The organism is Legionella cherrii (genome assembly GCF_900635815.1).
In the GTDB taxonomy this organism is placed as follows: domain Bacteria; phylum Pseudomonadota; class Gammaproteobacteria; order Legionellales; family Legionellaceae; genus Legionella; species Legionella cherrii.
This window is the reverse complement of record NZ_LR134173.1, coordinates 1,210,001-1,234,273: the sequence shown is the minus strand read 5'-3', so window position 1 is coordinate 1,234,273 and position 24,273 is coordinate 1,210,001. Positions and strand designations below refer to the sequence as shown.

Here is a 24,273-nt window from a genome sequence, read left to right as displayed (position 1 = left end):
CTTATTTACCTTTAGCCTTTCTGTCACCAGAGTGGCCTTTGAAAGTTCGAGTCATGGCAAACTCACCTAATTTATGACCGACCATATTATCTGTTATGTAAACAGGGATATGATCTTTACCGTTATGAACAGCAATTGTCAGGTCAATCATTTCAGGAACGATTGTTGATCGTCTTGACCATGTTTTAATTGGTTTCTTTGATTTCGATTCAATTGCAGCTTCTACTTTGGCAATCAAATGATGGTCAACAAAAGGACCTTTTCTTATAGAACGAGCCACTTGATATCCTCTCAATAATTATTTCTTTTTACGTCTTCTGACAATAAAATTATCAGTACGCTTATTACTTCTGGTTTTGTAACCTTTAGTAGGTAAGCCCCATGGAGACACTGGATGACGTCCACCAGAAGTACGGCCCTCACCACCACCATGTGGGTGATCAACTGGGTTCATAGCAACCCCACGTACTGTTGGACGAATACCTCTCCAACGTTTTGCTCCAGCTTTACCTAATGCACGCAAACTATGCTCACTATTACTTACTTCACCAATTACTGCTCTGCAAAGAACATGAATTTTACGCATTTCGCCTGAACGAAGTCTTAATGTTGCATAAATGCCTTCTTTAGCAACTATTTGTCCGCTCGCTCCAGCACTTCTTAAGACCTGGGCACCTTTTCCTGGTTTCATCTCAACACAGTGAATTGTAGTACCAACAGGAATATTTTTTAGTGGAAGACAATTACCTACGCTAATAGGTGAATCAGCACCACTTACTACTGTATCGCCAACGTTTAGATTAGATGGAGCAATAATATATCTTCTTTCACCATCTTTATAAACAATTAGTGCGATGAGTGCAGTACGGTTTGGATCGTATTCAATACGCTCAACACGAGCTTCGATCCCATCCTTATTACGTTTAAAATCAATGATACGATATTGGTTACGTTGACCACCACCGATATGTCTTACAGTGATTCTACCTTGGTTATTCCGTCCACCAGTTTTCTTCAGTTTCTCAACTAAAGCATCATGTGGTCTTCCTTTATGAATATGGTGATGAACCACGCGCAATTCGCCACGTTTTCCTGGCGATGTAGGTTTAGATTTTAATAGTGCCATCTTAATCTGCCTTATTCGGTAGCTGTAAAGTCAATATCTTGATCAGCATGAAGAGTTACAAATGCTTTTTTCCAGTCACTACGCTTTCCACTCATTTGCTTAAAACGTTTTGTTTTTCCCTTCACATTGACAACCGATACATTTTTAACTTTAACGTTAAATATATTCTCTACCGCCATTTTAATTTCAGTCTTAGTTGCAGTTTTCAATACTTTGAAAGTGAACTGTTTCAGCTTATCAGCTATGACAGTAGCTTTTTCAGAAGTATGTGGTTCACGTAGAACCATCAACAATCTTTCAGCGTTCATTGTAACTGTTCCTCAATTTTTTTAATTGCAGCTTCTGTAACAACAACTTTCTCAAATTTGAGTAAAGAAACAGGATCTATAGTTGTAACGTCGCAGATATCGTAATCAATTAAGTTTCTTGAACCAAAATATTCATTCTCACCAACTTCACTCATCACAATGAGTGCGTTTTTGATGTTAAGTTGGTTCATTTTAGTAACAAAATCTTTGGTTTTTTTGCTTTCGCATTGGAAATCGCTAACAACAATCAAGTTACCAGTGCGGCAAAGTTCGGAGATTATACTACGTAATGCACGTTTGTACATTTTTTTATTAATTTTTTGTGAATAATCTCTTTTTTTAGAAGCGAATGTAACACCACCGCTTCTCCATATTGGGCTTCTAATAGTACCAGCACGTGCACGACCTGTACCTTTTTGGTTCCATGGTTTTTTACCACCGCCACTAACTTCAGAACGTGTTTTTTGTGCGCTATTACCACTACGCGCATTATTCATATAAGTTACTACAGCTTGATGAATTAAGCCTTCATTATAACCATATGCAAATACTTCTTGATTCAGTGTTAATTTTGCATTTGTATCTATAGTAGTAATTTCCATCACTCACCTCGTACTTGCTTTTTAACTGCAGGCTTAATCTCAACACGTGAGCCAGGAGCACCAGGTATAGCACCTTTGATAAGAAGTAAATTTCTTTCAGCATCGACGCGCACCAGTTCAAGACTTTGAACAGTACAGCGAACATTACCCATGTGACCAGCCATTTTCTTACCTTTGAACACACGTCCTGGAGTTTGGTTTTGTCCAATAGAACCAGGAACACGATGCGATCTAGAGTTACCATGTGTTGCGTCTTGTGTTCTAAAGTTATAACGTTTTACTGTACCAGCAAAACCTTTACCTTTAGTGGTTCCAGCAACATCAACAAATTGTCCAGCAGTGAATACATCAGCCACTGAGATTACTTGTCCTGCTTTGTATGTGTCTTCAGAGTCAACTAAAAACTCAGCCAGCATGTCACCTGCTTCAATTTCTGCTTTTGCAAAGTGACCAGTTAACGCTTTGTTAACTTTACTTGCTTTTTTTGTACCACCAGTTAATTGAACAGCAGAGTAGCCATCAGCCTCTTTAGTTTTAACTTGTGAAACTCTATTAGGGTGAACTTCAACGACAGAAACTGGAACTGAAACTCCATCCGCCATGAAGACCCGCGTCATACCGATTTTACGGCCTAATAAACCGATCATCATTGTAACACCTCTTTAATATCCTTCACCCTAATATTTAGTCATCAAGGCTTATCTGAACATCAACCCCAGCAGCCAGATCCAATTTCATCAATGCATCTACTGTTTTTTCAGTTGGATGAACGATAACGACCAGGCGTTTATGAGTACGTAATTCATATTGATCTCGAGCATCTTTATTAACATGCGGTGAAGTCAATACAGTAAATTTTTCCTTACGGACAGGTAATGGTATTGGCCCACGAACTTGTGCGCCAGTACGTTTTGCTGTCTCTACAATTTCTCGAGTTGATAAGTCAATCAACCGATGATCAAAGGATTTTAATCTTATTTTAATGTTTTGATTGCTACTCATTCTAATTACTCGATAATTTTAGCGACAACACCGGCGCCAACTGTACGGCCACCTTCCCGAATTGCGAAACGTAAACCTTCGTCCATCGCAATAGGAGCGTGCAGATGAATGGTTAATTGTACGTTATCACCAGGCATTACCATTTCTACTCCAGAGGGCAGATCACAGGTTCCTGTTACGTCTGTTGTTCTGAAATAAAACTGGGGTCTGTATCCATTAAAGAATGGAGTATGACGTCCGCCTTCTTCTTTTGATAATACGTAGACTTCCGCTTCAAATTTTGTATGCGGCTTAATTGTACCTGGCTTCGCTAATACTTGGCCACGCTCAACTTCATCGCGTTTCGTTCCGCGTAACAACACGCCAACGTTATCTCCAGCGCGTCCTTCGTCCAACAACTTACGGAACATTTCAACGCCTGTACATGTGGTTTTTTGAGTGTCACGGATACCAACAATCTCAATCTCTTCACCCACTTTGACTATTCCACTTTCTACACGACCAGTAACTACCGTTCCGCGTCCAGAAATCGAGAATACGTCTTCAATTGGCAACAAGAATGCTTTGTCAATGTTACGTACTGGCTCAGGTATATAGGAGTCCATGGTCTCTACCAATTTCTCAATTGCTGGAACTCCAATCTCGCTTGTATCTCCTTCCAAGGCTTTCAATGCAGAACCAACAACAATTGGTATCTCATCGCCAGGGAAATCGTAACTGCTTAGCAAATCACGTACTTCCATCTCAACCAATTCTAATAACTCTGGATCATCAACCATATCTGCTTTGTTCATGAACACAACAATATAAGGTACACCTACTTGGCGTGATAACAGAATGTGCTCTCTGGTTTGGGGCATAGGACCATCTGCAGCCGATACTACCAGTATCGCTCCGTCCATTTGTGCCGCTCCAGTAATCATATTCTTAACGTAGTCAGCATGTCCTGGGCAATCCACGTGTGCATAGTGGCGGTTTGCTGATTCATATTCTACGTGCGCCGTAGAAATAGTAATCCCGCGTTCACGCTCTTCTGGCGCAGCATCAATTTGGTCATATGCCTTTGCTGTACCGCCATACTTCTTAGCCATAATTGTGGTAATCGCCGCTGTCAATGTGGTCTTACCATGGTCAACGTGACCGATTGTGCCAACATTTACGTGTGGCTTCTTACGTTCAAATTTTTCCTTCGCCATTTTCAATTAACCTCGTTAACTTTATTGTTTCTTAATAATTGCTTCAGCAATGTTCGTTGGTGCTTCCGCGTACTTAGAAAATTCCATAGTATATGTTGCTCTTCCTTGAGTCGCAGAACGTAAATCGGTCGAATAACCAAACATCTCTGCCAATGGAACTTCTGCCCTCACAATTTTTCCTGCAGGGGAATCTTCCATTCCTTGAACTAAACCACGTCGTCTGTTAAGGTCACCCATAACATCCCCCATATAATCTTCAGGGGTAACAACTTCAACACTCATAATAGGTTCAAGTAATACAGGTTTAGCTTTTAATGCACCTTGCTTGAAGCATTGTGAACCAGCGATTTTAAATGCCATCTCACTAGAATCCACTTCGTGGAATGAGCCATCAAACAACGTGACTTTAACATCCACTACAGGGTAACCAGCGATAACACCATTTTGCATCTGTTCTTGAACCCCTTTATCAACTGCAGGGATGTATTCTTTAGGAATAACACCACCGACGATTGCATTGATAAATTCGTAACCCTTTCCAGGCTCTTGAGGTTCAATTTTCAACCAAACGTGACCGTATTGTCCACGTCCACCTGACTGTCTTACAAATTTGCCTTCTTGCTCCACAGATTGTTTTAGTGTTTCACGATAGGCAACTTGAGGCTTACCAACATTAGCTTCCACATTAAACTCACGTTTCATGCGGTCAACAATAATTTCCAGATGAAGCTCACCCATCCCTTCAATAATGGTTTGTCCAGATTCTTCATCAGTGTGAACTCTGAATGATGGGTCTTCTTGGGCTAATTTACCAAGGGCAATACCCATTTTTTCTTGGTCCGCTTTAGTCTTTGGCTCAACAGCAACTGCAATTACTGGATCTGGAAAGTCCATCCTTTCAAGGATAACAACACTTTCTGTATCACATAGAGTATCACCAGTCATTACTGTTTTGAGTCCAACCGCCGCAGCAATATCACCCGCTCTTACTTCCTTAATTTCTTCACGGGAATTGGCATGCATCTGTAATAAACGTCCGATACGCTCTCTTTTTGCTTTCACGGAGTTGTAAACCGTATCACCGCTCTTTAAGACACCAGAATAAGTTCTAAAATAAGTTAGTGTCCCAACAAATGGATCCGTTGCAATTTTAAACGCTAAAGCCGAGAACGGTGCATCATAACTTGTCTTACGAGAGGCTGGATTACCCTCTTCATCTACTCCTTGAACATCAGGGATGTCCGTTGGAGAAGGTAAATACTCAATAACACCATCCAATACCGCTTGAACACCTTTATTTTTAAAGGCTGAACCGCAGAATACAGGGACTATTTGATTGCTAATCGTCAATTGACGGAGTGCTGTCTTAATTTCTGCTTCGGTAAGTTCTTCACCTTCAAGATATTTTTCCATAAGTTCTTCAGTTGCTTCGGCAGCAGCCTCAACAAGCAGAGCACGATAGTCTTCGCATTGCTCTTTAAGATCTGCAGGAACCTCTTTGTATTGGAAGGTCATCCCTTTGTTTTCTTCATCCCAATGAATTGCTTTCATCTTGATGAGGTCAATAACCCCTTTAAACTCTTCTTCAGCACCAATAGGTAATTGAACAACAACGGGATTAGAACCTAGTCTTTGTTTAATTTGGCTCACCACACGCAGAAAATTAGCACCCATTCTATCCATCTTATTGACAAAGACGATACGTGGTACGCCATATTTATTAGCTTGACGCCAAACAGTTTCAGATTGCGGCTCTACACCAGATACTGAGTCGAACACAACAACAGCACCATCAAGTACGCGTAGTGAACGTTCTACTTCAATCATAAAGTCCACGTGCCCTGGAGTATCAATAATATTGATACGATGCGGCTCGAACTGTTTGTCCATGCCTGACCAGTAGCATGTTGTTGCTGCTGAAGTAATGGTAATACCGCGTTCCTGCTCCTGAACCATCCAGTCCATTGTTGCAGCACCGTCATGCACTTCACCAATTTTATGAGACATACCAGTATAGTACAGTACACGCTCTGTCGTTGTAGTTTTTCCAGCATCGACATGCGCTGCAATGCCTATGTTTCTATACAACTTTAATGGAGTAGACACGGATTACCTCTCTCTTAATTCCATCTAAAATGCGCAAACGCCTGGTTGGCTTTTGCCATTTTATGTGTATCTTCGCGCTTCTTGACTGCTGAGCCTTTACTCTCGTAGGCGTCCATCAGTTCCCCAGCCAAGCGTAACATCATTCCTTTTTCACCACGAGTACGTGCCGCTTGAACAATCCAGCGCATACCTAGTGCAATACTTCTATCAGTTCTAACTTCAACTGGAACCTGATATGTAGCACCACCAACACGACGTGAACGCACTTCAACGCTGGGGCGAACATTATCTAAAGCATTTTCAAAGTAGCGAAGAACTGCCGCTGAACCACTTGTAGAACCAGATTCACCTTCTTCTTCATCTGCTTTTTTAAGTTTCTTTACGCGCTCTTCCATAACTGATAAAGCACCGTAAATTATTTTTTCAGCGGTTGATTTCTTACCACTGACCATTAACACGTTAATGAATTTTGCTAATAGCTCACTATGATGTTTAGGATCTGGCAAAATTTCTCTTTTGGGGACTTCTCTTCTTCTAGGCATTTCGATTTCCTACAATCAGTTATTTTTTATCTTTTGGCTTTTTGGTACCGTATTTTGAACGACCTTGTTTACGATCGTTAACACCTGATGTATCCAAGCTACCTCTTACTGTGTGGTAACGCACACCAGGCAAGTCTTTAACACGACCACCTCTAATAAGAACAACAGAGTGCTCTTGAAGGTTATGGCCTTCACCACCGATATATGATGAAACTTCAAATCCATTCGTCAAACGTACACGAGCAACCTTACGCATAGCTGAGTTAGGTTTTTTAGGTGTAGTAGTGTAAACGCGTGTACACACACCGCGTCGCTGTGGACATGACTCTAGTGCAGGTACGTTACTTTTCTTCTTTACGTCCACACGAGGCTTTCTTACTAACTGATTAATAGTAGCCATTTATACTTAACTCCGATCTGTCTCTTTTGATTATTTCGAATGCATAAGGAGGCCGGATTCTATATAGCAACGGCAGATTTGTCAAGTTTAATCTGCCGATTTCGAATCCGAACTAGTGTTCTTGATTGTCTGCGTTTAATGCTTCACTTAACGCATGCTCAACATCACTTGCAGTAACGGTATGCACTGGGTGCTCACCGGCTGCAGCCTTAGCTCTTTTTGCCTTACGGCCTTGATGGTATGCATAGCCTGTTCCTGCAGGAATCAAGCGACCAACCATCACGTTTTCTTTTAATCCTCGTAAATCATCAACTTTGCCACTTACAGCAGCCTCAGTTAGAACCCTTGTTGTTTCCTGGAACGATGCCGCAGAAATAAATGACTCAGTTGCCAAAGAAGCCTTTGTGATACCCAATAATATAGGAGTACCGCGAGCTGGTTGTTTCTCCTCAGCGATAAGCCTGTCATTTTCTTGCAACAAGACGCTTTCTTCTACCTGCTCTCCTGCCAAGAATTTTGAATCTCCAGCAAAAGTAATTACACGCTTACGTAGCATTTGTCGTACGATTACCTCGATATGCTTATCATTAATTTTTACACCTTGCAAACGATATACGTCTTGTACTTCATTTACGATGTAATTGGCTAATGCGCCAACACCGAGTAAACGTAATATATCATGAGGATTGAGTGCACCTTCAGCGATAATTTCACCGCGTTCCACATGCTCTCCTTCGAAGACAGAAATATGTCTCCACTTGGGTATCAATTCTTCATGACATTGATCTTCAGAAACATTAATAATTAATCTTCTCTTACCTTTTGTTTCTTTACCAAAGCTAACCATTCCTGAAACTTCAGCCATAACCGCAGAATCTTTAGGTTTACGTGCTTCAAATAAGTCAGCTACCCTTGGTAGACCCCCTGTAATATCGCGTGTTTTAGAGCGCTCTTGTGGAATACGGGCGATAACATCCCCAATACCCACGTGACCACCATCCTCAAAATTAACGATAGCATCTACAGGCAGATAGTATTGAGCAGGAACATTAGTTCCAGCAAGATAAATATCTTCGCCATTTTCCGCAACAAGTTTTACCATTGGACGTAAATCACGGCCTGCAGCACTACGTTGTTTAGCATCGATAACGACAATATTACTTAAACCAGTTAATTCATCAGTTTGTCGATTCATGGTAATACCATCAATTAAGTCGACAAATTTCAGATATCCAGTTACCTCGGAAATAACTGGGTGGGTGTGTGGATCCCAAGTAGCAATTACTTGTCCAGCTTCTACAGCTGAATTATCATGAACTGAAATTACAGCACCATAGGGTAACTTATAACGCTCTCGCTCACGTCCAAATTCATCCACAATAGTTACTTCACCAGAACGTGATACTGCGACTAGATTTTTGTTTTCATGAGTTACTGTTTTAATGTTGTGTAAACGAATAACCCCTTTTGTTTTAATTTGAATATTATTCGCCGCTGTTGCTCTGGATGCAGCCCCTCCAATATGGAAAGTACGCATTGTGAGCTGTGTACCTGGCTCACCAATTGATTGTGCTGCAATAATACCTACTGCTTCGCCGGTGTTAACGAGATGACCTCTTGCTAAATCACGGCCATAGCACTTCGCACAGAGTCCAAAGCGAGTTTGGCAGGTAATCGGTGAACGAACCATGATTTGATCGACACCTTGCTTTTCCAGCTTTTCAACCCACTCTTCATCCAATAGAGTCCCTGCTGTGACTACAGGCTCACTCTGATTTGGAATATAAACATCAGCAGCAACTACGCGTCCTAATACACGTTCATGTAATGGTTCAACGATATCACCACCTTCAATCAGTGGCTGCATTAAAATACCTGTATCCACACCACAATCGTCTTCAGTTATCACAACGTCTTGAGCAACATCAACTAGGCGTCGTGTTAAGTAACCTGAGTTAGCAGTTTTTAACGCGGTATCTGCCAATCCTTTTCGAGCACCGTGAGTAGAAATAAAGTATTGGAATACGTTCAAACCTTCGCGGAAGTTTGCAGTAATTGGTGTTTCAATAATTGAGCCGTCTGGTGCAGCCATCAATCCCCGCATACCTGCAAGCTGTCTTATTTGTGCTGCAGAACCCCTAGCACCTGAATCAGCCATCATAAAGATCGGGTTAAAGGATTCTTGTCTTACCCGATTACCTTGTGCATCAACAGCCTCTTCCGTTGCTATTTTAGTCATCATTGATTTGGCAACGAGTTCGTTCGTTCTCGACCAAATATCAATTACTTTGTTATAACGTTCGCCATTGGTTACCAAGCCTGAACGGAATTGAGATTCAATTTCTCGAACTTCATTATCGGCGTGTTCAATAATGCTGGCTTTATCATCAGGTATTTCCATATCTTCAATACCGATTGATACACCAGAACGTGTTGCGTACTTGAAACCGGTATACATCAATTTATCAGCAAAAATAACTGTTTCTTTCAAGCCAAAGTTTCTGTAGCAACTGTCGATAACTTTAGAAATTACTTTCTTGGTCATAGTCCGGTTAATCGTCGCAAAAGTCATCCCTTTGGGTAATACTTCAGCAAGAATTGCACGGCCAACTGTGGTTTCGACCAAATGATGGCCAGGCTCGCCTTCTTTTGGCATACGAATTTTGATTTTGGCATGAATATCAAGGTGACCTGATTCATAAAAGTTCTGCGCTTCTTGAGCACTAACAAAAATTTTACCTTCGCCTAAGGCATTAACCTTTTCACGAGTTAAATAGTACAATCCAAGTACAACGTCCTGGCTAGGAACAATAATTGGCTCACCACTCGCTGGCGACAAAATATTGTTGGTAGACATCATTAAGGAGCGAGCTTCTAACTGCGCTTCTAGAGTCAATGGCACGTGCACCGCCATTTGGTCCCCGTCAAAGTCAGCATTGTAAGCGGTACAAACCAGAGGATGAAGCTGAATCGCTTTACCTTCAATTAGTACTGGTTCAAAAGCTTGAATACCCAATCGATGCAATGTAGGAGCACGGTTTAACAGAATAGGATGCTCACGAATTACATCATCTAGAATATCCCAAACAACCGACTCTTCGCGCTCAACCATTTTCTTGGCAGCTTTAATTGTTGTAGCTAGACCTCGGAATTCCAGTTTACTGAAAATAAATGGTTTGAATAGCTCAAGAGCCATTTTCTTTGGAAGACCGCACTGATGCAGTTTTAAAGTTGGCCCGACCACAATTACAGAACGGCCTGAATAGTCAACACGTTTACCCAACAGATTTTGACGGAAACGACCTTGCTTTCCTTTAATCATATCGGCTAAGGATTTAAGCGGTCTTTTATTTGTTCCAGTAATCGCACGACCACGACGACCGTTATCTAATAGAGCATCAACCGATTCTTGTAACATTCTCTTTTCATTACGCACAATAATGTCAGGCGCATTCAGATCGAGAAGTCGTTTTAAACGATTGTTTCGGTTAATCACTCGACGATACAAGTCGTTAAGATCAGATGTAGCGAAACGGCCACCATCTAATGGAACCAGCGGTCTTAAATCAGGTGGTAGAACTGGCAATACATCCATAATCATCCACTCTGGTTTATTACCAGAATCATAAAATGCTTCAAGAAGTTTTAATCTTTTAGTGATTTTCTTAATCTTTGTTTCTGAACTTGTAGTCGGTAATTCTTCACGTAAGTTCTTGATTTCTTCTTCCAAATCAACTTGGCGTAATAAATCACGAATTGCCTCAGCACCCATACGTGCGTCAAACTCATCACCGTATTGTTCCATTGCATCAAGATATACTTCATCATTGAGCAATTGGCCACGCTCAAGCTCAGTCATTCCTGGGTCAACAACAACAAACGCTTCAAAATAAAGAACACGTTCAATGTCTCTTAAGGTCATATCCAGTAATAAACCAATTCTGGAAGGTAATGACTTCAAGAACCAGATGTGCGCAACTGGACTTGCAAGCTCAATATGCCCCATACGTTCGCGGCGTACTTTAGCCAATGCAAGCTCGACACCACATTTTTCACAAATAACGCCTCGATGTTTGAGCCGTTTGTACTTACCACATAAGCACTCATAATCTTTTACTGGACCAAAAGTTTTAGCGCAGAACAAGCCATCTCGTTCCGGTTTAAACGTACGGTAATTTATAGTTTCTGGTTTTTTTACTTCACCATATGACCAAGAGCGAATTAATTCAGGAGAAGCCAAGGCAATTTTAATTGCATCAAATTCTTCGCTTTGTCCTTGTTGTTTAAGGATGCCAAGCAAATCGCTCATCACAGGAGCTTTTCTCATTGGTTCATTCATTGGATCGTCGTTTAGAGTACTCAAGTCTATGCCTCCAAAAATTTGTTAATCAGTATTTAACGCTGAAAATTAATCGTGTTCGAGTTCGATATCTATTCCCAAGGCACGGATTTCTTTCAATAGTACGTTGAAAGATTCTGGCATTCCTGGGTCCATACGATGATCGCCATCGACAATATTTTTGTAGATCTTTGTTCTACCTCCAACGTCATCTGATTTCACAGTCAACATTTCCTGTAATGTATAAGCTGCGCCATATGCTTCGAGAGCCCATACTTCCATCTCCCCAAAGCGTTGTCCCCCAAACTGTGCTTTACCACCTAGCGGCTGTTGTGTTACCAGGCTGTATGAACCAGTCGAACGAGCATGCATCTTATCATCAACTAAATGGTTTAGTTTCAACATGTACATGTAACCTACAGTAACTGGGTTATCAAATCTGTTTCCTGTTCTACCATCGATCAAAAAGGTTTTACCATCAGAAGACAAGTCCGCCAGCTGCAGCATACTTTTTATCTCTTCTTCGGAAGCACCATCAAACACAGGTGTTGCCATCGGTACACCTGCACGCAGATTATCTGCCAATCGGAGCATCTCTTCGTCATTCAAAGAATCTAAATGCACTCTTTGGACACCATCATGGTTGTATATTTTGCCTAAGAAGGATCTGATTTCGTCTGCATTTTGTTTCGAATCGAGCATTTGTGCAATTTTATTACCTAACCCTTTAGCAGCTAAACCAAGATGTGTTTCAAGAACCTGTCCAATGTTCATACGAGACGGTACGCCCAACGGATTTAAAACGATATCAACTGCTGTACCATCTTCCATATGAGGCATATCTTCAACAGGGACTACAATAGAGATAACCCCTTTGTTTCCATGTCGACCAGCCATCTTGTCGCCTGGTTGGATTCTTCTCTTCACAGCAAGATATACTTTAACAATTTTTAAAACACCAGGAGCTAAATCATCACCCTGGATTATTTTCTTACGACTGTCGTTAAAGCGTTTTTCCATTTCTTTAGACAACATTTCCAATTGTTTTGAAAGTTGTTCTAATTGTTGGCTAATCACATCGTTTTCAAGACGAATATCAAACCATTTGTCTCTACCTATTTTATCCAAGTATTCCTGATTTATTTTGGAACCTGGTTTGAGATTTCCTGGACCACCTGTTGCTACTTTATCAAGGACAATGTTAGCTACACGATGATAGATATCTTCTTCACGAATACGTCGCTCGTCAACGAGGTCTTTACGGACTCGAGCTAGATGTTCTTCTTCAATGCTTTTTGCGCGAGCATCTTTCTCTAAACCATCACGCGTAAATACTTGTACATCAATCACAGTACCGTTCATTCCTGATGGAACGCGAAGTGAAGAGTCTTTAACATCAGAAGCCTTTTCCCCGAAAATTGCACGAAGCAATTTCTCTTCAGGAGTCAGTTGGGTTTCACCTTTAGGTGTAACTTTTCCGACTAAAATATCACCAGCTTTAACTTCCGCACCAATAAATACCACTCCAGACTCATCAAGATTTGAAAGTGCTGATTCACCAACATTTGGTATGTCTGCGGTGATTTCTTCAGTACCTAATTTAGTATCACGAGCAATACATGTTAATTCTTCTATATGAATCGTGGTGAAACGGTCATCTTGTACAATGCGCTCAGATATGAGGATAGAGTCCTCAAAGTTATAACCATTCCAAGGCATAAAAGCGACTAGTAAATTCTGACCTAATGCAAGTTCACCCATATCAGTACAAGGGCCATCAGCTAAGATGTCTCCTCTTTGTATGATATCACCCGTATTAACGATTGGACGCTGGTTAATACATGTATCCTGGTTCGAACGGAAGTACTTGGTGAGATTGTAAATATCAACCCCAGTTTCACCAGCAGTAGTCTCATCATCATTCACGCGAACCACAATACGTGATGCGTCAACAAGATCGATTACTCCACCACGTTTTGCAACTACAGATACACCTGAGTCTGAAGCAACAATACGTTCCATTCCTGTGCCTACCAGAGGTTTTTCAGAACGCAAGGTGGGTACTGCTTGCCGCTGCATGTTTGATCCCATCAAAGCACGGTTCGCATCATCATGCTCTAAGAATGGAATTAGGGATGCAGCTACAGAAACGATTTGCTTTGGAGAAATATCCATGTAGTTAATATTATCAGGTGTAGTTAACGAGAACTCGTTTTGATGTCTACATGGAACTAAATCTGCAAGGATATTTCCATCTTTATCAAGAGCTACACTTGATTGTGCGATATACTGGTCAACTTCTTCGATAGCTGATAGATATTCAATCTCATCAGTCACACGACCATTAACAACCTTACGACATGGAGTTTCAATAAATCCATAGTCATTGGTTCTAGCATAAACAGACAATGAGTTGATCAAACCGATGTTCGGACCTTCGGGAGTTTCAATAGGACATACTCGACCATAGTGTGTGGTATGTACGTCACGTACCTCAAACCCTGCACGTTCACGTGTTAAACCACCTGGGCCTAATGCTGAAACTCTTCGCTTATGGGTAACGCCAGATAAGGGGTTAACCTGATCCATAAATTGTGATAACTGGCTTGAACCAAAGAACTCTTTAATTGCAGCTGAAACAGGTTTTGCATTAATTAAATCTTGTGGCATAAGATTTTCTGATTCAACTAAACTCAAGCGCTCCTTAACAGCTCGTTCTACACGTACAAGCCCAACTCTGAATTGGTTTTCAGTCATTTCACCAACACTTCGAACCCTTCGGTTACCAAGGTGGTCAATATCATCAACCATACCAATACCATTTCTAATGTCGATCAATGTCTTGATCACAGCCATTATATCTTCTTTAGTCAAAGTACCTGGGCCATCATCATTTTTTCTTCCAACACGTCGGTTAAACTTCATTCTACCAACGGCGGATAGATCATAACGTTCATCAACAAAAAATAAGTTTTTAAATAAAGCTTCAGCAGCTTCTTTAGTTGGTGGTTCACCAGGACGCATCATGCGATAAATTTCAACAAGCGCCTCCAACTGACTTGAAGTAGGATCAATTTTCAATGTGTCTGATATATATGAACCATGATCCAAGTCATTTGTATAAATCATGTTAAATTCATGGATTCCATTAGAAGCCATTACATCAAGTAGCTCATCAGTTACTTCATCATTTGCCTGAGCAATAAATTCTCCGGTAGAAGTATCGATTATATTTTTAGCTAAGGTCTTTCCTATCAAATAGTCACGTGGAACGATCAGATCTTTCATCTGCGCTTTTTCCATTTGTTTGATATGGCGCGCAGTGATTCTTCTGCCTTGCTCTACAATTAGTTCTCCAGTTCCGGGAACATGGATATCAAATGAAGCAATTTCACCTCGTAATCTTTGAGGAATCAGATCAATATGATATTCGCCATTTTTCAGATGGCAACTTGTCATTTCAAAAAATTCGTTAAGAATATCTTCTGTTTCATATCCTAAAGCTCTTAAAAGGATACTGACAGGAAGTTTACGTCTTCTATCAATTCGAACGTAAACACAATCTTTCGGGTCGAATTCAAAATCTAACCAGGAACCACGGTAGGGTATAATGCGTGCAGAATATAATAACTTACCAGATGAATGAGTTTTGCCTTTATCATGTTCAAATATAACACCTGGGGAACGATGTAATTGAGAAACAACGACTCTCTCGGTACCGTTTACAACAAACGTACCTACATCGGTCATTAAAGGGATCTCACCCATAAAAACATCTTGTTCTCTAATATCCTTGATTGGCTTGGGATCCTCACTTGCATCTTTATCAAGGACAACAAGTCTGATTTTAACTCTTAGTGGCGCAGAATAAGTTAAGCCTCTTAATTTGCATTCACGAACATCGAATGCTGGTTCACCCAATTTGTAACCAACATACTCTAATCGTGCATTGCCAGAAAAGCTTTCAATGGGGAATACAGAAGAAAATGCAGCATGCAATCCTGTATTAAAGTGTTCATTTGACTTGCTATCAGCCTGAAGAAAATCTCTATATGATTTTAATTGAATTTCAAGCAGATTTGGTATTGCCATTTTATCGGCCTGCGTACCAAAGCTTTTGCGAAATCGTTTTTTCTCAGCATGCGAATATTGAGGTTTAGCTTCTGCAACGGCCATGGTGTTTCCTCTGTAAATTATTGATGACTTCAAACACGTAAACCCAGCCATGAAACCATGGCTGGGTCCTATCTCACTGATATAATTTTATTATTTAACTTCTACTGAAGCACCAGCTTCTTCAAGTTCTTTCTTGATATTAGCAGCTTCATCTTTAGATACACCTTCTTTAATAGTTGAAGGAGCACCCTCTACTAAATCTTTAGCTTCTTTCAAGCCAAGACCAGTAATACCACGAACTGCTTTAATAACGTTTACTTTATTAGCGCCAAAGCTGGTCATAACAACTGTAAACTCAGTTTGTTCTTCAGCAGCGGCAGCAGCACCACCAGCAGCTGGAGCAGCAACAGCAACAGCAGCAGCGGCAGCAGAAACGTTAAATTTCTCTTCCATAGCTTCGATTAATTCAACAACTTCCATAACAGACATATTTGCTATGGTTTCTAAAATATCATTTTTTGACACAGCCATTACTAGCTCCTGATTTAAAATTAATTTAATGATTAAATGATTTAACCTGCTTTTTTATCTTTTACTGCTGCTAAGGTTCTTACTAATTTAGCATGTGGCTCAGCAAGAGTTCTGACAAATTTCTCAACTGGCGCTTTCATCACATACATCAACTTGGCAATCGCTTCATCACGAGTCGGCAAGCTAGCAACAGCATCAATTTGATCTGCCTTATATACTTTTCCGCCAACTGATAATGCTTTGATCTCAAGTTTTTCAAATGTCTTAGTGAATTCTTTAAGCAGTCTTGCAGCGTCACTAGGTGCTTCCAGTGATAATGCGATGAACAACGGGCCAACAAGCAAGTCATTCAGGCATTCAAACTCAGTGTCTTTAAAAGCTCTTCTTGTTAAAGTATTTCTTACAACTCGAAGATAAACACCTGATTTGCGTGCTTCACTACGTAAATGCGTCATTTGATTAACGGTTAAACCACGATAATCAGCAACTACTGCCGAAATAGCCTTTGAGGCGACCGCAGTCACTTCTTCAACAACAGCTTTTTTTTCAGCTAAATTTAATGTCACGTTACTGACCTCCTAATGTATACAAATCGCAAGGATTTGCCAGTTATGGTGGCCGTCTCTTTATATTAAATTGGAGCCGGTTCACCGTCTGCGCAGGAAATTAAGCGTTAGCACCTGCGGTCTTCGACGGCATGGAACCAAATCTATGCCGTGAATTCCTAAAAAATGGGTGGTTATATTACACAGGTATTGATGAAATATCAATAGCTATACCGGGCCCCATTGTTGTAGATAAAGATATTTTCTTTAAATATTGACCTTTTGACGAAGTCGGCTTGGCCTTTTTTAGGTCATTAATTAAAGCAACAATATTTTCAATGATGTCTTCAGCGGTAAAATCTACTTTGCCTACTGTACAGTGAATAATACCATTCTTATCAGTTCTGTAACGTACTTGACCTGATTTTGCATCCTTAACAGCAGCTTCAACGTTGGTAGTTACGGTACCGACTTTGGGGTTAGGCATTAAGCCTCTTGGACCTAAAACTTGACCTAATTGACCAACGATACGCATTGCATCTGGCGTGGCAATAACGACATCAAAGTCCATCGCGCCGCCTTTAATTTTATCAGCTAAATCCTCAAATCCAACAATATCAGCACCAGCTTCTTTAGCTTTAGTAGCATTTTCGCCCTGGGCAAATACAGCTACACGCACAACTTTTCCAGTACCTTTAGGTAAGTTAGTTGAAGAACGAACTACTTGATCAGATTTACGAGGATCAACACCTAAATTAACGCTAATATCTAAACTTTCACGAAATTTAGTTGAAGCAAATTGTTTTAAAAGGTTAATTGCTTCACTAGCACTATATAAATGATTTTGTTTAATGGTCTCTAAAATCTTTTTCTGTTTCTTAGATACTCTAGCCATGGCAACCCCCTTATTCTAAACCTTCAACGTCAATACCCATACTGCGTGCAGTACCTGCGATACTTCTTACTGCTGCTGCTAAGCTTGCTGCAGTTAAATCAGGTTCCTTAATCTTCGCAATTTCTTCAAGTTGCTTGACGTTAAGTTTTGCCACTTTTTTAGTATTAGGTGTACCACTTCCACTTTGAATACCCGCAGCTTTCTTCAGAAGGACTGAAGCTGGTGGTGTTTTAGTAATAAAGGTAAAGCTACGATCACTGTATACAGTAATTACAACAGGAGTGGGTAATCCTTGCTCCATTTGTTGTGTAGCGGCGTTAAATGCTTTACAAAATTCCATAATGTTAACACCACGTTGACCTAATGCTGGGCCTACTGGTGGACTTGGGTTTGCTTTACCAGCTGGAATTTGCAACTTGATATATGCTTCTACTTTTTTTGCCATGTTTACTCCTTATGGGTCATACGCCGAGCATTTAAAGAAAAGTTGACTTTCCTTTATTAACTTCAGCTCCCCTTTTACACAAAATAGCCCTGAATAATTCTTATTAAGATTAAAAAGACTTATCAGGGCACCTTAGCGAACTAAGTTTTCTCAACTTGACTGAATTCAAGTTCTACTGGAGTAGAGCGTCCAAAAATCAACACTGCTACTCTTAATCTATTTTTCTCATAATTGACTTCTTCAACCACTCCATTAAAGTCAACAAATGGACCCTCTTTGACGCGAACGACTTCACCGGGTTCAAAGAGAATTTTTGGTCTTGGTTTTGTAACACCATCTTCAACACGTTGCATAATTGCACGAGCTTCTTTATCAGTAATAGGTGTTGGAGTCTGGCTGGTTCCACCAATAAAACCGAGAACTCGAGGGATTGCTCTTATCATATGCCAAGTTTGATCATCCATAACCATGTTTACTAAAACATAGCCAGGGAAAAATTTACGTGTGCTTTTGCGCTTTTGCCCCGAACGCATTTCAACCACTTCTTCTGATGGGACCACAACTTCACCAATTTTATCTTCCAAATTGTGGTGCTGTGCACGAGATTTTATTTCACGCATAACGAAATTTTCATAACCTGAATAGGCATGTACGACGTACCATTGTTTCGATTTGTGTTCTTCCACCGAATTCACCCTAAATGCGTTATTTTAGCAATTGCCCACATCATTACTGAATCAACTCCCCAGAGTATGAATCCGGTTACTGCAACCATAACGATGACAATGGTTGTTGTTTGTATCGTTTCTTGGCGAGTAGGCCAAACAACTTTTAACAATTCAACTTTTGATTCTTGAGCAAATTTAAATACTTGTTTGCCCGCAGATGTCATGTAGGCAAAGAATAAAGACAACAACAACCATACAAGCCATACTATCGACTGAATGGGACCTGAAAAAGTATAGTAATAGGTGCAAAAAAATGCTGCTGCAGTAATAAGAACTACAGACATCCATGATAATAAATCTTTAGTATTACTTTGATTTTCGTTCGAACTTTTCATATTCACTTGTAAGTTGGCAGGCCAGGAGGGAATCGAACCCCCAACCTGCGGTTTTGGAGACCGCCACTCTGCCAATTGAGCTACTGGCCTAAATTAATTGGCATGAATTATTCATATTCATGCCAACAAAATTTACCTTTACTACTCGATTATTTTCGCAACAACACCGGCGCCAACTGTACGGCCACCTTCCCGAATTGCGAAACGTAAACCTTCGTCCATCGCAATAGGAGCGTGCAGATGAATGGTTAATTGTACGTTATCACCAGGCATTACCATTTCTACTCCAGAGGGCAGATCACAGGTTCCTGTTACGTCTGTTGTTCTGAAATAAAACTGGGGTCTGTATCCATTAAAGAATGGAGTATGACGTCCGCCTTCTTCTTTTGATAATACGTAGACTTCCGCTTCAAATTTTGTATGCGGCTTAATTGTACCTGGCTTCGCTAATACTTGGCCACGCTCAACCTCATCGCGTTTCGTTCCGCGTAACAACACGCCAACGTTATCTCCAGCGCGTCCTTCGTCCAACAACTTACGGAACATTTCAACGCCTGTACATGTGGTTTTTTGAGTGTCACGGATACCAACAATCTCAATCTCTTCACCCACTTTGACTATTCCACTTTCTACACGACCAGTAACTACCGTTCCGCGTCCAGAAATCGAGAATACGTCTTCAATTGGCAACAAGAATGCTTTGTCAATGTTACGTACTGGCTCAGGGATGTAAGAGTCCATGGTCTCAACCAATTTCTCAATGGCTGCAACTCCAATCTCGCTTGTATCTCCTTCCAATGCTTTCAATGCAGAACCAACAACAATCGGTATCTCATCGCCAGGGAAATCGTAACTGCTTAGCAAATCACGTACTTCCATCTCAACTAATTCTAATAACTCTGGATCATCAACCATATCTGCTTTGTTCATGAACACAACAATATAAGGTACACCTACTTGGCGTGATAACAGAATGTGCTCTCTGGTTTGGGGCATAGGACCATCTGCAGCCGATACTACCAGTATCGCTCCGTCCATTTGTGCCGCTCCAGTAATCATATTCTTAACGTAGTCAGCATGTCCTGGGCAATCCACGTGTGCATAGTGGCGGTTTGCTGATTCATATTCTACGTGCGCCGTAGAAATAGTAATCCCGCGTTCACGCTCTTCTGGCGCAGCATCAATTTGGTCATATGCCTTTGCTGTACCGCCATACTTCTTAGCCATAATTGTGGTAATCGCCGCTGTCAATGTCGTCTTACCGTGGTCTACGTGACCAATTGTGCCCACGTTAACGTGTGGCTTCTTACGTTCAAATTTTTCCTTCGCCATTGGAAAGTCTCCCCATTGCTAATTGACATTATGGTGCCCACAACTGGACTCGAACCAACGACCTCTTCCTTACCAAGGAAGTGCTCTACCGCCTGAGCTATGTGGGCTTATATTAGCTTGCTGATTCATACGAACAAGCAAATATTTCTAATTTATATAATTTGGAGCGGGTGATGGGAATCGAACCCACGCTATCAGCTTGGAAGGCTGAAGTTCTACCATTGAACTACACCCGCTTTTATCCTTTCTTTTTAACTGGTGGAGGGGGAAGGATTCGAACCTTCGAAGGCAGAGCCGTCAGATTTACAGTCTGATCCCTTTGACCGCTCGGGAACCCCTCCAAAAAGAACGTTATTGTCTTTTAAGATGAATAGAATGTCAACATTTTGTTAACGGCCAACCTAATAAGATGGTGCTGGCACCAGGAATCGAACCCGGGACCTACTGATTACAAGTCAGTTGCTCTACCAACTGAGCTACGCCAGCATATACGCTTTTTCCCATTTACAACTGGGTTTCTAGTGAAATTTAACTTTCTAAAAATCACTTTAAATAAAACCCTGGCGATGACCTACTTTCACATGAGGAAACCTCACACTATCATTGGCGCGGGTTCGTTTCACTTCTGAGTTCGAGATGGAGTCAGGTGGTTCCAAACCGCTATGGTCGCCAGGAAAACTGGTTTAACATGATTAATGGGCGCATTATACCCGAATCATGCGTTAGGTAAATAAAGAGTACACATTTTTTTTGCAGATTGGGCCGTGGCCCAACCTAAATTTCTTGTATTCGCATTCAGTTAATCTGAAGTAATTCAGATTATATGGTCAAGACAATCAGCCAATTAGTACAAGTTAGCTGCACACATTACTGTGCTTCCACACCTTGCCTATCAACGTCGTAGTCTTCAACGGGCTTCATGGGAAAACTCATCTTGAGGGAGGCTTCCCGCTTAGATGCTTTCAGCGGTTATCCCGTCCGAACTTAGCTACCCGGCGATGCGACTGGCGTCACAACCGGTACACCAGAGGTTCGTCCACTCCGGTCCTCTCGTACTAGGAGCAGCTCCTCTCAATTTTCCTACGCCCACGGCAGATAGGGACCGAACTGTCTCACGACGTTCTAAACCCAGCTCGCGTACCACTTTAAATGGCGAACAGCCATACCCTTGGGACCTGCTTCAGCCCCAGGATGTGATGAGCCGACATCGAGGTGCCAAACACCGCCGTCGATATGAACTCTTGGGCGGTATCAGCCTGTTATCCCCGGAGTACCTTTTATCCGTTGAGCGATGGCCCTTCCATTCAGAACCACCGGATCACTAAGACCAACTTTCGTTCCTGCTCGAGCCGTCGCTCTCGCAGTCAAGCACCCTTATGCCTTTACACTCTTGGTACGATGTCCGACCGTACCGAGGGTACCTTTGTGCTCCTCCGTTACTCTTTGGGAGGAGACCGCCCCAGTCAAACTACCCATCATACACTGTCCTCATCCCGGATTACGGGACCAAGTTAGAACCTCAATAACAACAGGGTGGTATTTCAAGGTCGGCTCCATGAGAACTAGCGTCCTCACTTCATAGCCTCCCACCTATCCTACACAGTTATCATCAAAGTCCAGTGCAAAACTATAGTAAAGGTTCACGGGGTCTTTCCGTCTAGCCGCGGGTACACTGCATCTTCACAGCGATTTCAATTTCACTGAGTCTCGGGTGGAGACAGTGTGGCCATCGTTACGCCATTCGTGCAGGTCGGAACTTACCCGACAAGGAATTTCGCTACCTTAGGACCGTTATAGTTACGGCCGCCGTTTACCGGGGCTTCGATCAAGAGCTTCTCCGAAGATAACCCCATCAATTAACCTTCCGGCACCGGGCAGGCGTCACACCCTATACGTCTTCTTACGAATTTGCAGAGTGCTGTGTTTTTAATAAACAGTCGCAGCCACCTGGTCTCTGCGGCCCTCTCCAGCTCTGAAAGTAAATCCCATCACCAGAAAGGGCGTACCTTCTCCCGAAGTTACGGTACCATTTTGCCTAGTTCCTTCACCCGAGTTCTCTCAAGCGCCTTAGTATTCTCTACCTGTCCACCTGTGTCGGTTTGCGGTACGGTTCTCTATAAGTTATGGCTAGCAGCTTTTCCTGGGAGCCGGGCATCAATAACTTCGCTGTACACCGAAGTGTCAGCACCACGTCGCACCTCAGAGTTAATAATGGTCCGGATTTGCCTAAACCATCCCCCTACATGCACGTACCAGGACAACCAACGCCTGGCTTATCTAGCCTTCTCCGTCCCCACTTCACCACTTATAAAAAGTCCAGGAATATTAACCTGGTTCCCATCGACTACGCTCTTCAGCCTCGCCTTAGGGGCCGACTCACCCTGCTCCGATTAACGTCGTGCAGGAAACCTGGGACTTCCGGCGTGAGGGCTTTTCACCCTCATTATCGTTACTCATGTCAGCATTCGCACTTCTGATACCTCCAGCAGACTTCTCAATCCACCTTCATCAGCCTACAGAACGCTCCCCTACCACGTGTACTTAGTACACATCCGCAGCTTCGGTGACTAGTTTTAGCCCCGTTACATCTTCCGCGCAGGCCGACTCGACCAGTGAGCTATTACGCTTTCTTTAAAGGGTGGCTGCTTCTAAGCCAACCTCCTGGCTGTCTATGCCTTCCCACATCGTTTCCCACTTAACTAGTACTTTGGGACCTTAGCTGGCGGTCTGGGTTGTTTCCCTCTTCACGACGGACGTTAGCACCCGCCGTGTGTCTCCCGTGATTCAATTAGCCGGTATTCGGAGTTTGCATCGGTTTGGTAAGCCATGACAGCCCCCTAGCCGAAACAGTGCTCTACCCCCAGTAATCATTCACGAGGCGCTACCTAAATAGCTTTCGGGGAGAACCAGCTATCTCCGGGCTTGATTAGCCTTTCACTCCTAGTCACACGTCATCCGATAATTTTTCAACATTACCCGGTTCGGACCTCCAGTTGGTGTTACCCAACCTTCATCCTGCACATGACTAGATCGCCCGGTTTCGGGTCTACTCACAGCGACTCGCGCCCTATTCAGACTCGATTTCTCTACGGCTTCCTTATTCAGTTAACCTCGCCACTGAAAGTAACTCGCTGACCCATTATACAAAAGGTACGCAGTCACACGGATAAATCCATGCTCCCACTGCTTGTACGCAAACGGTTTCAGGTTCTATTTCACTCCCCTCTCCGGGGTTCTTTTCGCCTTTCCCTCACGGTACTGGTTCACTATCGGTCAGTAAGTAGTATTTAGCCTTGGATGATGGTCCACCCATATTCAACCAGGATTACACGTGTCCCGGCCTACTTGTTCGCGTGCTTAGTTCTTAATGCAACCTATATATACGGGGCTTTCACCCTCTATGGCCAACCTTCCCAAGTTGTTCTACTTCATTGCACTATAAATCACACCAGGCTCCTCCCCGTTCGCTCGCCGCTACTTGGAGAATCTCTTTTGATTTCTTTTCCTTCGGGTACTTAGATGTTTCAGTTCCCCGAGTTCGCCTCTACTACCTATGTATTCAGTAGCAGATGACCATGACTGCTCATGGCCGGGTTCCCCCATTCGGACATCTCTGGTTAAACGCTCGTTTCCAGCTCACCAGAGCTTTTCGCAGGATTCCACGTCCTTCTTCGCCTCTTACTGCCAAGGCATCCACCGTTTGCGCTTCTCTTCTTGACCATATA

Annotated in this window: 19 protein-coding genes, 5 tRNA genes and 2 rRNA genes; all 26 read right to left on the bottom strand. The window is 42.1% G+C overall.

Translation table 11 applies throughout. From position 1 onward, the window contains the following. Window position 1 precedes the first annotated feature (1 nt). The 26 genes from rpsS to EL022_RS05165 all read right to left on the bottom strand — a co-directional run bounded on the left by rpsS (window position 2) and on the right by EL022_RS05165 (window position 24,268). On the bottom strand, window positions 2-280 hold the full coding sequence (gene rpsS / locus EL022_RS05290; protein ID WP_010654828.1) for a 30S ribosomal protein S19: 279 nt from the start codon (window positions 278-280) through the stop codon (window positions 2-4). An 18-nt stretch (window positions 281-298) separates the two neighbouring features. After that, window positions 299-1,126, bottom strand: a complete 828-nt coding sequence (rplB, locus tag EL022_RS05285) for a 50S ribosomal protein L2 (protein WP_028381390.1) — start codon at window positions 1,124-1,126, stop codon at window positions 299-301. Window positions 1,127-1,137: 11 nt separating this feature from the next. Next, on the bottom strand, window positions 1,138-1,434 hold the full coding sequence (rplW, locus tag EL022_RS05280) for a 50S ribosomal protein L23 (protein ID WP_028381391.1): 297 nt from the start codon (window positions 1,432-1,434) through the stop codon (window positions 1,138-1,140). Continuing rightward, the gene (gene rplD / locus EL022_RS05275) at window positions 1,431-2,036 is read right to left on the bottom strand and encodes a 50S ribosomal protein L4 (protein WP_028381392.1); all 606 of its coding nucleotides are present in this window, start codon (window positions 2,034-2,036) and stop codon (window positions 1,431-1,433) included. The genes rplW and rplD overlap by 4 nt, the downstream gene beginning before the upstream one ends. Next, window positions 2,036-2,686 (bottom strand): 50S ribosomal protein L3, encoded by a 651-nt coding sequence (gene rplC, locus EL022_RS05270; RefSeq protein WP_035900883.1) that lies wholly within the window; start codon window positions 2,684-2,686, stop codon window positions 2,036-2,038. Before rplC ends, rplD begins: the two co-directional genes overlap by 1 nt. 34 nt (window positions 2,687-2,720) lie before the next feature. Next, window positions 2,721-3,038: a 30S ribosomal protein S10 gene (rpsJ, locus tag EL022_RS05265; RefSeq protein ID WP_010654833.1), complete on the bottom strand. Its 318-nt coding sequence runs from the start codon at window positions 3,036-3,038 to the stop codon at window positions 2,721-2,723. Between the two features lie 5 nt (window positions 3,039-3,043). Beyond that, window positions 3,044-4,234: an elongation factor Tu gene (gene tuf, locus EL022_RS05260; RefSeq protein WP_058388342.1), complete on the bottom strand. Its 1,191-nt coding sequence runs from the start codon at window positions 4,232-4,234 to the stop codon at window positions 3,044-3,046. A 21-nt stretch (window positions 4,235-4,255) separates the two neighbouring features. Continuing rightward, entirely contained in the window at window positions 4,256-6,340 is a 2,085-nt protein-coding gene (fusA, locus tag EL022_RS05255; protein WP_028381778.1) for an elongation factor G, read from the bottom strand. A 14-nt stretch (window positions 6,341-6,354) separates the two neighbouring features. Further along, window positions 6,355-6,882 carry a 30S ribosomal protein S7 gene (rpsG, locus tag EL022_RS05250; protein WP_028381777.1) on the bottom strand — a complete coding sequence of 176 codons (528 nt, stop codon included), beginning with the start codon at window positions 6,880-6,882 and terminating at the stop codon, window positions 6,355-6,357. A gap of 19 nt (window positions 6,883-6,901) precedes the next feature. Continuing rightward, window positions 6,902-7,282 (bottom strand): 30S ribosomal protein S12, encoded by a 381-nt coding sequence (gene rpsL, locus EL022_RS05245; protein WP_010654837.1) that lies wholly within the window; start codon window positions 7,280-7,282, stop codon window positions 6,902-6,904. A 112-nt stretch (window positions 7,283-7,394) separates the two neighbouring features. Further along, entirely contained in the window at window positions 7,395-11,591 is a 4,197-nt protein-coding gene (gene rpoC, locus EL022_RS05240; protein ID WP_028381776.1) for a DNA-directed RNA polymerase subunit beta', read from the bottom strand. Window positions 11,592-11,690: 99 nt separating this feature from the next. After that, window positions 11,691-15,797, bottom strand: a complete 4,107-nt coding sequence (rpoB, locus tag EL022_RS05235; protein ID WP_028381775.1) for a DNA-directed RNA polymerase subunit beta — start codon at window positions 15,795-15,797, stop codon at window positions 11,691-11,693. A 90-nt stretch (window positions 15,798-15,887) separates the two neighbouring features. Next, on the bottom strand, window positions 15,888-16,268 hold the full coding sequence (gene rplL, locus EL022_RS05230; protein WP_028381774.1) for a 50S ribosomal protein L7/L12: 381 nt from the start codon (window positions 16,266-16,268) through the stop codon (window positions 15,888-15,890). 41 nt (window positions 16,269-16,309) lie between these two features. After that, on the bottom strand, window positions 16,310-16,834 hold the full coding sequence (gene rplJ, locus EL022_RS05225; RefSeq protein ID WP_028381773.1) for a 50S ribosomal protein L10: 525 nt from the start codon (window positions 16,832-16,834) through the stop codon (window positions 16,310-16,312). Between the two features lie 178 nt (window positions 16,835-17,012). Beyond that, window positions 17,013-17,708 (bottom strand): 50S ribosomal protein L1, encoded by a 696-nt coding sequence (gene rplA, locus EL022_RS05220; protein ID WP_028381772.1) that lies wholly within the window; start codon window positions 17,706-17,708, stop codon window positions 17,013-17,015. Window positions 17,709-17,718: 10 nt separating this feature from the next. After that, window positions 17,719-18,153 carry a 50S ribosomal protein L11 gene (gene rplK / locus EL022_RS05215; RefSeq protein WP_010654844.1) on the bottom strand — a complete coding sequence of 145 codons (435 nt, stop codon included), beginning with the start codon at window positions 18,151-18,153 and terminating at the stop codon, window positions 17,719-17,721. Between the two features lie 140 nt (window positions 18,154-18,293). After that, window positions 18,294-18,839, bottom strand: a complete 546-nt coding sequence (gene nusG, locus EL022_RS05210; RefSeq protein WP_028381771.1) for a transcription termination/antitermination protein NusG — start codon at window positions 18,837-18,839, stop codon at window positions 18,294-18,296. 5 nt (window positions 18,840-18,844) lie between these two features. Next, on the bottom strand, window positions 18,845-19,216 hold the full coding sequence (gene secE / locus EL022_RS05205; protein ID WP_028381770.1) for a preprotein translocase subunit SecE: 372 nt from the start codon (window positions 19,214-19,216) through the stop codon (window positions 18,845-18,847). Between the two features lie 14 nt (window positions 19,217-19,230). Beyond that, a tRNA-Trp gene (locus EL022_RS05200) sits at window positions 19,231-19,306 on the bottom strand. A gap of 51 nt (window positions 19,307-19,357) precedes the next feature. Next, complete coding sequence (gene tuf, locus EL022_RS05195; RefSeq protein ID WP_126325110.1) at window positions 19,358-20,548, bottom strand: elongation factor Tu; 1,191 nt, start codon at window positions 20,546-20,548, stop codon at window positions 19,358-19,360. Between the two features lie 31 nt (window positions 20,549-20,579). Next, window positions 20,580-20,655: transfer RNA gene (locus EL022_RS05190), tRNA-Thr, on the bottom strand. 55 nt (window positions 20,656-20,710) lie between these two features. After that, a tRNA-Gly gene (locus EL022_RS05185) sits at window positions 20,711-20,784 on the bottom strand. A gap of 20 nt (window positions 20,785-20,804) precedes the next feature. Beyond that, window positions 20,805-20,889 (bottom strand) — tRNA-Tyr (locus EL022_RS05180). Between the two features lie 69 nt (window positions 20,890-20,958). Then, a tRNA-Thr gene (locus EL022_RS05175) sits at window positions 20,959-21,034 on the bottom strand. Window positions 21,035-21,106: 72 nt separating this feature from the next. Next, window positions 21,107-21,222 (bottom strand): 5S ribosomal RNA (gene rrf / locus EL022_RS05170). Between the two features lie 149 nt (window positions 21,223-21,371). Beyond that, a 23S ribosomal RNA gene (locus tag EL022_RS05165) occupies window positions 21,372-24,268 on the bottom strand. Window positions 24,269-24,273 lie beyond the last annotated feature (5 nt).

What these genes read in the sequence shown, in the direction of transcription:
- rplB (WP_028381390.1), bottom strand. Translation starts at nt 1,126, where the DNA reads ATGGCACTATTAAAATCTAAACCTACATCGCCAGGAAAACGTGGCGAA.
- rplW (WP_028381391.1), bottom strand. Translation starts at nt 1,434, where the DNA reads ATGAACGCTGAAAGATTGTTGATGGTTCTACGTGAACCACATACTTCT.
- rplD (WP_028381392.1), bottom strand. Translation starts at nt 2,036, where the DNA reads ATGGAAATTACTACTATAGATACAAATGCAAAATTAACACTGAATCAA.
- rplC (WP_035900883.1), bottom strand. Translation starts at nt 2,686, where the DNA reads ATGATGATCGGTTTATTAGGCCGTAAAATCGGTATGACGCGGGTCTTC.
- rpsJ (WP_010654833.1), bottom strand. Translation starts at nt 3,038, where the DNA reads ATGAGTAGCAATCAAAACATTAAAATAAGATTAAAATCCTTTGATCAT.
- tuf (WP_058388342.1), bottom strand. Translation starts at nt 4,234, where the DNA reads ATGGCGAAGGAAAAATTTGAACGTAAGAAGCCACACGTAAATGTTGGC.
- rpsG (WP_028381777.1), bottom strand. Translation starts at nt 6,882, where the DNA reads ATGCCTAGAAGAAGAGAAGTCCCCAAAAGAGAAATTTTGCCAGATCCT.
- rpsL (WP_010654837.1), bottom strand. Translation starts at nt 7,282, where the DNA reads ATGGCTACTATTAATCAGTTAGTAAGAAAGCCTCGTGTGGACGTAAAG.
- rpoC (WP_028381776.1), bottom strand. Translation starts at nt 11,591, where the DNA reads ATGAGCGATTTGCTTGGCATCCTTAAACAACAAGGACAAAGCGAAGAA.
- rpoB (WP_028381775.1), bottom strand. Translation starts at nt 15,797, where the DNA reads ATGGCCGTTGCAGAAGCTAAACCTCAATATTCGCATGCTGAGAAAAAA.
- rplL (WP_028381774.1), bottom strand. Translation starts at nt 16,268, where the DNA reads ATGGCTGTGTCAAAAAATGATATTTTAGAAACCATAGCAAATATGTCT.
- rplA (WP_028381772.1), bottom strand. Translation starts at nt 17,708, where the DNA reads ATGGCTAGAGTATCTAAGAAACAGAAAAAGATTTTAGAGACCATTAAA.
- rplK (WP_010654844.1), bottom strand. Translation starts at nt 18,153, where the DNA reads ATGGCAAAAAAAGTAGAAGCATATATCAAGTTGCAAATTCCAGCTGGT.
- secE (WP_028381770.1), bottom strand. Translation starts at nt 19,216, where the DNA reads ATGAAAAGTTCGAACGAAAATCAAAGTAATACTAAAGATTTATTATCA.
- tuf (WP_126325110.1), bottom strand. Translation starts at nt 20,548, where the DNA reads ATGGCGAAGGAAAAATTTGAACGTAAGAAGCCACACGTTAACGTGGGC.